Source organism: Candidatus Margulisiibacteriota bacterium (assembly GCA_003242895.1).
Classification (GTDB): Bacteria; Margulisbacteria; Riflemargulisbacteria; order GWF2-39-127; family GWF2-39-127; genus GWF2-39-127.
This window is the reverse complement of the sequence record QKMY01000013.1, coordinates 1-7647: the sequence shown is the minus strand read 5'-3', so window position 1 is coordinate 7647 and position 7647 is coordinate 1. Positions and strand designations below refer to the sequence as shown.

1 protein-coding gene is annotated in these 7647 nt (G+C 37.0%); it reads left to right on the top strand.

Going from position 1 to position 7647, the window contains the following annotated elements; genetic code table 11:
* Positions 1-7647 (top strand): hypothetical protein (locus DKM50_01145; GenBank protein PZM83852.1); only part of this gene is annotated, 7647 nt, incomplete at both ends.

Genomic DNA, 7647 nt, shown 5'->3' with positions numbered 1-7647 from the left:
CCGATGTTCAGGGAACACATAATCTGTATGTCTGGGCAAAAGACAGCGCCTTGAATATCAGCAGTGCCAGTACCAGTATCGTTTATGACAGCCTGGTGCCTAAGATAGAACTATACATTGACCATAATCCTACAATAACTATTATTACAACAAAAAATATCGGGGTTACAATTAATCCGGTTAATGTTGCAAGTGGTGTATCTTCTACTCCAAACTTATATTTTTATCCTTATAAAGGTAATCCCATAAACATTGATATAATCCGAAAACAAGGAAATCAATATTATGGACAAATAACTATAAATAGTCAGATTGAAAACGGTATGGGTTATTTTGGTGCTCGAGTGACAGATAATGCCGGTAATAGCGGTTCATCTATCCTTTATTTGGTATATCAAAGTGTAACCAGAAATAATCAGCTCAATATTAATATCGATCTTTTAAAACCGTCTTTTCAACTGTTTGATCTGGATACTTACAGTACCGAAGACTCTAATGATTTTGTCTTAGGTGTAAGATATACTTGTGATACCAGGGCGTCTGCATGGTTAATAAGTGAAGTGCAATCGAATAAACCGGCAGCTAATGATCCTTTGTGGCAAAACACTGCTCCTGTATATTTCGTTCTCAGGAACGGAGTTAACGGTCTAAGGCCCGTATACTTATGGATCAAAGACGCGACCGGTAATATCAGTAATGAGAGTGCTTCTTCAACCATAAATTATGATGATACTTATCCTCAGGCGACAGAAATATTTTTTGAACGTGATAAATATATAAAAGAAGGTTCTTCACGAGTAACTATAAATTTATCTGAATCTGTAATTGTAACCCCGACATTTTATTTGGAATATCAAGGGTCGGAGAGGGCTGTTACGCTTGATTATTTCGATGGACGGACTCTTTCCGGAATGTTTGATGTAAAACCCGGAGAAATCGGCCTGGTTACTCTTAATTTAACAATTACAGATAATGCAATGAATGTAACAAATATAATTCCAGCTAATTTATTTGTTACAGTTAATTTTGATACGATCACCCCGCCGACTCCGACAATGAGTGTTTCATCTTCCGGTACGAACAAAAATGAAAATATCGCCAGTTTTTCAAATACAGTCATATTAAGTACAAATATCAAACAGGATACTGATTATTATAGATATATTATCAGGGAACAAAATGTTTTCCCAACGGAGAACGCATTGGATTGGATAGAAAAGCCTTTTCAATATACATTGAAGGATACAACACAAGGCACAAGAAATATGTTCTTATGGGTTAAGGACCGGGCAGGAAATATTTCTGATGTTTATCAATACCAGATTTTCTATGACGATATTAATCCAACCGGAGATTTTCAGATATTTGGACCTAACAGTAATTCTTATAGCATAACCAATACATTAAATAATCTGATAGAGCTTCATAAGGGTAATCCGGACTATTATATTGTTACAGAGAATCCGTGGTATTCGCCGACTCCTTTGTCTGCCCAATGGAGTGAGCTTATTCCAACCAGAGTTGTTTTTAGTAGCCTTTCTGAAGAGAGTAAGACTGCGTATATCTGGTTAATGGATAAGTCTGGCAATATTGGAAGCAGATTGAGCGCTTCAATTTATTATGATCCTACAATCCCTGTTATAGGATTGTTATCCTCAGCAAGTGGTTGGATATCGACTACTAATGTAAGGGTTACTTTAAATATTGGCGAGAATATAATTGTTACACCGGATCTGTCTTATAATGTTCAGGGTGTGACCTATCCGATAACCATTATTCCGATTAATGCAACGAGAGATGCATTTGTAGGCACAATAAATATTTCTGATAGTTTTCCAAATGGATTATTAACGTTCCACGCAATAATTACTGATAATGCCGGGACTGTTACAAAAGACGCTTTTACTTACGGAACTACTACATTTAATGTCGATACACAACCGCCAACAGTCAACAGTGCCTATATTTATGATAGCCCGAATACTGAAGTTCATACGTTAACTAATGATAACCCCTTTAATATCGCTATGGTATTATCTGAGGCTACGATAAGTGGATTTTATGTTACTGAAAATCCAGGGATTGATGCTAAGTCTATTTCGAGTTGGCTGGTTGGACAGCCTGATAAAATAGCTCATGACGGTGCTCAAGGTATACAGGATTTATATATCTGGATCAAAGATTATGCAAACAATATTTCGCGGGCAGAAAAACATGTTACGGTCAATTATGATTCCTTTATCCCGACTGGAACAATTGAACTTAGTCCTCCTTCAAACAATATAAGTTATGCTGTTGAAACAATGTATGTGACCATTAATTTTAATGAGCCTGTAAATGGTGGGTCATTTAAGCTTGATATGGTTAATAAACAGAATCCGGATAAAGTTAATACAATAAGTTTAGATAAATACACATTTGTAACATCCCGGCTTGTTACTGCTTCTGTAAATATAGATGGGATATTTGGCGATGGTAATTATTATTTCAGGTTAACGGTTGAGGATCCTATTGGAAATATCGGAGAGATAGGCAGCAAGGATGGAGATATAAGGTTAACGGGTGATTCTAGTTTTGCTGTGGCTACCAGTATCGAAGCTATCGGCATGAAATTAAGAGATCGAGATAACGCTCATAATAACAATAAGTATATCTATACGAATGAACGATATATTGATGTTGAAATGCTAAATATGGGACTGGTAGATTATTATTTAATTACCAGTAACTTAGAAGTCAAACCGGACTTGTCTGATATTAATATTGAAAATCCCTCTTCTGAGTCGGATTTTGTGATTAATAATTTTTACATAGGCCCTTCTGTCGTTCAGGATAATCAGGAAACCCTGATAACCTATAACATCTGGGTAAAAGGAGGAACAGGGCAGCGTAATGAAACAACAAAGAATGCCTCAATTATCGTTGATCTTCATAATCCTTCAATTACGGCATATCTTAATGGTGGGGCTTCAATTCTTTATGCCGGTGAATATACTGTTACGCTGAGCATTGACGAGTATATTCCTACAAGTCATATCTCCGTATCAAAAATTGTTTATTCCGATAGTTCAGAAAGAGTAATGGGTTTTGTGCCAACAGGGGCTACTGATAATCATGGATTCTATAATACATTTGTTGCTACATTTAATGTGGACAGCTATTCACCGAAAGGTCTAATGGAGCTCAAATTGACTGTGTATGATAAAGCAGGCAATACTACTTCACAGGTTAATCCGCGAGCGACGTATAATATATCTATTATTCCGAATCCATCCTTCAATATTTCTGATAGAAATAGCAGTTCTCCTTTATTTACAAACGAAGTGCAGGTATCTTTAAATATTATTTCCAGTCTTTATGCACATGATTATATTATTACAGGAAATACTGGCTATTTTACCAAACCAGCAGCCGATAATCCTGTCTGGTCTTCGAGTTCTAATTATGGGGCTTTGTATAATTTGGCATCAGGAGATGGAAATAAGATTTTGATATTCTGGGTAAAAGATGACGCCGGAAATATAAATACTCATTTGGTAACACGGTCTATCGTATTAGACACCCAGGAACCGACGGTAAACCTGGAGTTGGACGATAACACCTTCGGAATTGGTACTTACTCTGTTACCTTTAATTATAATGAACCTATAATCACAACCCCCAGCTATTATTTTCGATGGGCAGATGGTTCTACAAGGAACATTAGTGTTTTGCGGACTGTGTCTGAAAATAGAGTTTGGATTGGTGAGTTCAATATTACCGGCTATGACAGAAATGAGTTGGTTACAATAAACGGCTATACAATAGATAGAGCTGGTAATTTTTCTACGACCCTGTATGGAAACGCTACCTTTAATATTGATACCCTTATAGCCAATCCGTCACAGTTCAATATTTATGATACGGATACACAGAGTAAGTTATATGTTAATGATTTTGTTGTAGGGTTAAGCATAAAAGGTGATGAAGAGGCATTTAAATGGCTGGTGAGTGACACTCAAAGTGCAAAACCAAGTCCGAATAGCTCGGGATGGGTATCAGATAAGCCGGCGGCTTATACGTTTAAAAATGTTGTTAATGAATACAAAAAGTTGTATGTTTGGGTTCAGGATTCCTATAAAAATGTTAATGAAGGAGTAGTAAGCTGTAACATTTACTATGATGATACAAAACCGGAAACAGAAGTTAAGTTCAATTATCGTCCTTATATTAAAGACGGTATTTACCCTGTAACTTTGAACATATCTCAGGAAATATTTGATCTTGTTGCAACCCCTGAGTTTAAAGTAAAGTTTTCGGGAGAATCTGCACAAACGATAAATATAAACCCTCTTGGCTCTTCTCGGTATGTCTGGACCGGTACTATCAATGTAACATCAAGTACTCCTGAAGGGACAGCTACTTTTAGTGTAATTGCGACAGACAATGCAAGCAACGTGCAAAATCAGATAAATGCAGGAACCTCTACTTTTATAGTTGATAGGTCTCATCCTATAGATCCGGTGTTTACGATTTCTGATACGTCTAATCAATCACAGCAATATACTAATAAGCAGACAATCGGTGTGAGTATTAATGCCGATAGCGAAGTGTATATGTGGAATATTTCCGATCAGACTGGCGTGACCCCGAGTTATGATGTTCAGGGATGGTTAACTCAAAGACCGACTTCTTTTACTTTCTCAAATGCAAATGTTGGTACAAAAAATATTAAATTATGGGTACAGGATAATGCTGGAAATATTGCTTCGACTGCCACAAAGAGCATATATTTTGATGATATTATGCCTACGGCTTCGGTTCAGATATATCCTTATCCTAATGTTAAATCAGGTATAGTTAATGTAACTCTTAATGTTAGTGAATCAACCATTGATGCAATTACCTTGAATTATACTTTATACGGATATGGCGAAACAGCGAAAAATGTCCAGTTGAACAAAGTTTCGGCTACAGCTTATGCCGGAACCTTCAACATTTCTGAAAATGATTCAAACGGACAGGCATTATTTGCTATTGAGCTTAAGGACCTATCGGCTAATAAGTCTAATATGCTTACCGGACATGTTATTTTCAATGTTGATACGTCTGCGCCGGCTATTACAATTCAATCAACTCCCGCGCTTTATATCAACCATTCAAGATTATCAGTAACAGTCAACATATCTGAAGCGGTTAGTGCAACACCTTCTGTTATATTCCACGGTGATAATGATGTATCGATAACCATGAATAGGGCAACTATGTACGTATGGGGTGGCTATCTCGATATAGGAGAAACCTTGGGCTATAACAGAAGTGCTTCCATTGATGTGTTCGTCTATGACAATGCAAATAATTTGTCTACAATTATTGCGCAACCGTATATTATTGACACCATTCCTGCAATATTTTCTCTCGATGCTTTAGAGAGTTATCCGATTCTTGCAGTTGGCAGCTATATGGTTACGATAAATTCGTCTGAATATACCATTAACACCCCGAATGTATCTTTTGTTATGAGCGACAATACTTCTCGTTTAGTGAGTATGGGGCGTTCAACCGATGATTCTTGGACCGGTAAAGTGATTATCCAGGAAGGGGATTCTGAGGGCCCTTGTACAATTAGTATTTCTGCTACTGATTTTGCCGGTAATATTACTAATACATTTACAGGAATAACAACATTTAATGTGTTGATCACCCTCCCGGATCCGACATTCAATGTTAAAGACAGATCAAACGGTGACGAAGCTTATACTAATGAATATGTTGTTTCTATTAATATTGGGAATGATAATACGGCGGCCAAATGGATGATCAGTGAAACCCAGTCATCAATGCCGGCTTGGAATGCATCGGGATGGCAGTCTACTAAGCCTGAAACCTATACATTATCAGCAGGAGCGCAGGGTAATAGGTTATTATATGTCTGGATACAGGATGCAGCTAAGAATATTAATAAAAATATTGTCAGTAAGAATATTATTCTTGATACGGTTGCTCCGGTAACGGAAATTCTTCTGTCGCATAAGAATTACATTAAAGAAAGTGAGGTCCGTTTGACTTTGTCTGTTCAGGAAGAGATCATGGCTACTCCTGATTTAAGGCTTGTTTATTCGGATGGATCAACTCTTAACCTTGTTCTTGTCAGTGCCGGACAAAACATTTATACGGGTATATTCAATACGCATGAAGGAGATCCTCAGGGAATAACTTATTTTTATCTTCGTGTTACTGATAATGCATTAAATGTACAAACATCATTACAAGGAGACAGCCAATTTGTTCTTGATACAAATATAAATCCACCTTCTTTTAACATCTGGGATCAAGAAAGTTTAAGAAGTGATTATACAAATGATACTATAGTCGGTTTCACTTTTGTTCCTGACAGCGATGTGGCATATTGGATCCTGGACGAAAAGCAGACTGTCAAACCGGCAATTGACAGTGTGAAATGGTTAGCTGGTGAACCATGGACATATACATTTAAAGACGTCATCAATGAGAAAAAGGTGTTATATCTTTGGACCAAAGATCGTGCCGGCAACATTAATGCTGAGGTGGTTTCACGCTCTATTATTTATGATACAGTCGCACCGACAACTTCAATTATTGAGGTATACGATAGAAATATTTCAGAGAACTATTATTTTGTTACCTTGAACTTGAATGAGGTTATCGATTATGCTCCTACACTTACTTATATATTAAATAATACGTTAGTAGGGACTGTTGTATGGAATGCAGGTATATCCAATAGTGCGGCCTGGTCAGGAGGAATCAGTTTTGATGGACCTACTGAAAATACAAAAGTTACATTTAATTTACAAGTTCGAGATAAGGCTGGAAATGAAACCACTCAAATTGGTGAACGCATTTATAACGGTTTAGGAGGAGATGGACCGGGATCGAGTATTGGCAATTTTGTTACCATTGAAGTAGCAAATGCGCATCTTAAATCAGGCGAATATACTGTGACGATGAGCCTGGACATTTCCAACCCCTTAAAGGTTACTCCTTCAATTATGCTTCATTATGACTGGATACCATCTCCTAATGATTGTCAGACTCTACATGTATTTGGTCTGGTAACTCAGAATATTGCAGGTATTGGCTACTTAGCGACCTTTAATGTGCCGTCCGATGGAACGAGGGATGGTCAAGTTTACTTTTATGTAGTTGTTACCAAGGATGCAGGAGATGTCGTAACTATAACAAGTAATATATATAGTGATGCTTATATTAACGGAATAAATAAAGTAGAGTTTGATACCCAGTTAAATATACCTACGTTTACGGTATATGATGCAGGCACTGTCGATACTTATTATACAAATGACCATATTCCCCGGGTTTCTGTTACTAATGATCCTGATGTTACTGCATGGATATTAAGTGAACATCAGATTGCTCTGCCAACTTTTAACAGTGTTTATTGGAGGGTAGAGAAACCTTTCGAGTATTCTTTTTCGGATTTGAAAAATGAAAACAAGACACTATATCTATGGGTTAAGGATGATGCCGGTAATATTTTTGGATCGCCTGTTACCAGCAGCATATTCTTTGATAATACGGTACCCGCGATATCAGGAATAGATATAGCGAATAAACCATATATCGGCAGCGGTAATTATACTGTAACATTTAACGTAAGCGAGGCGT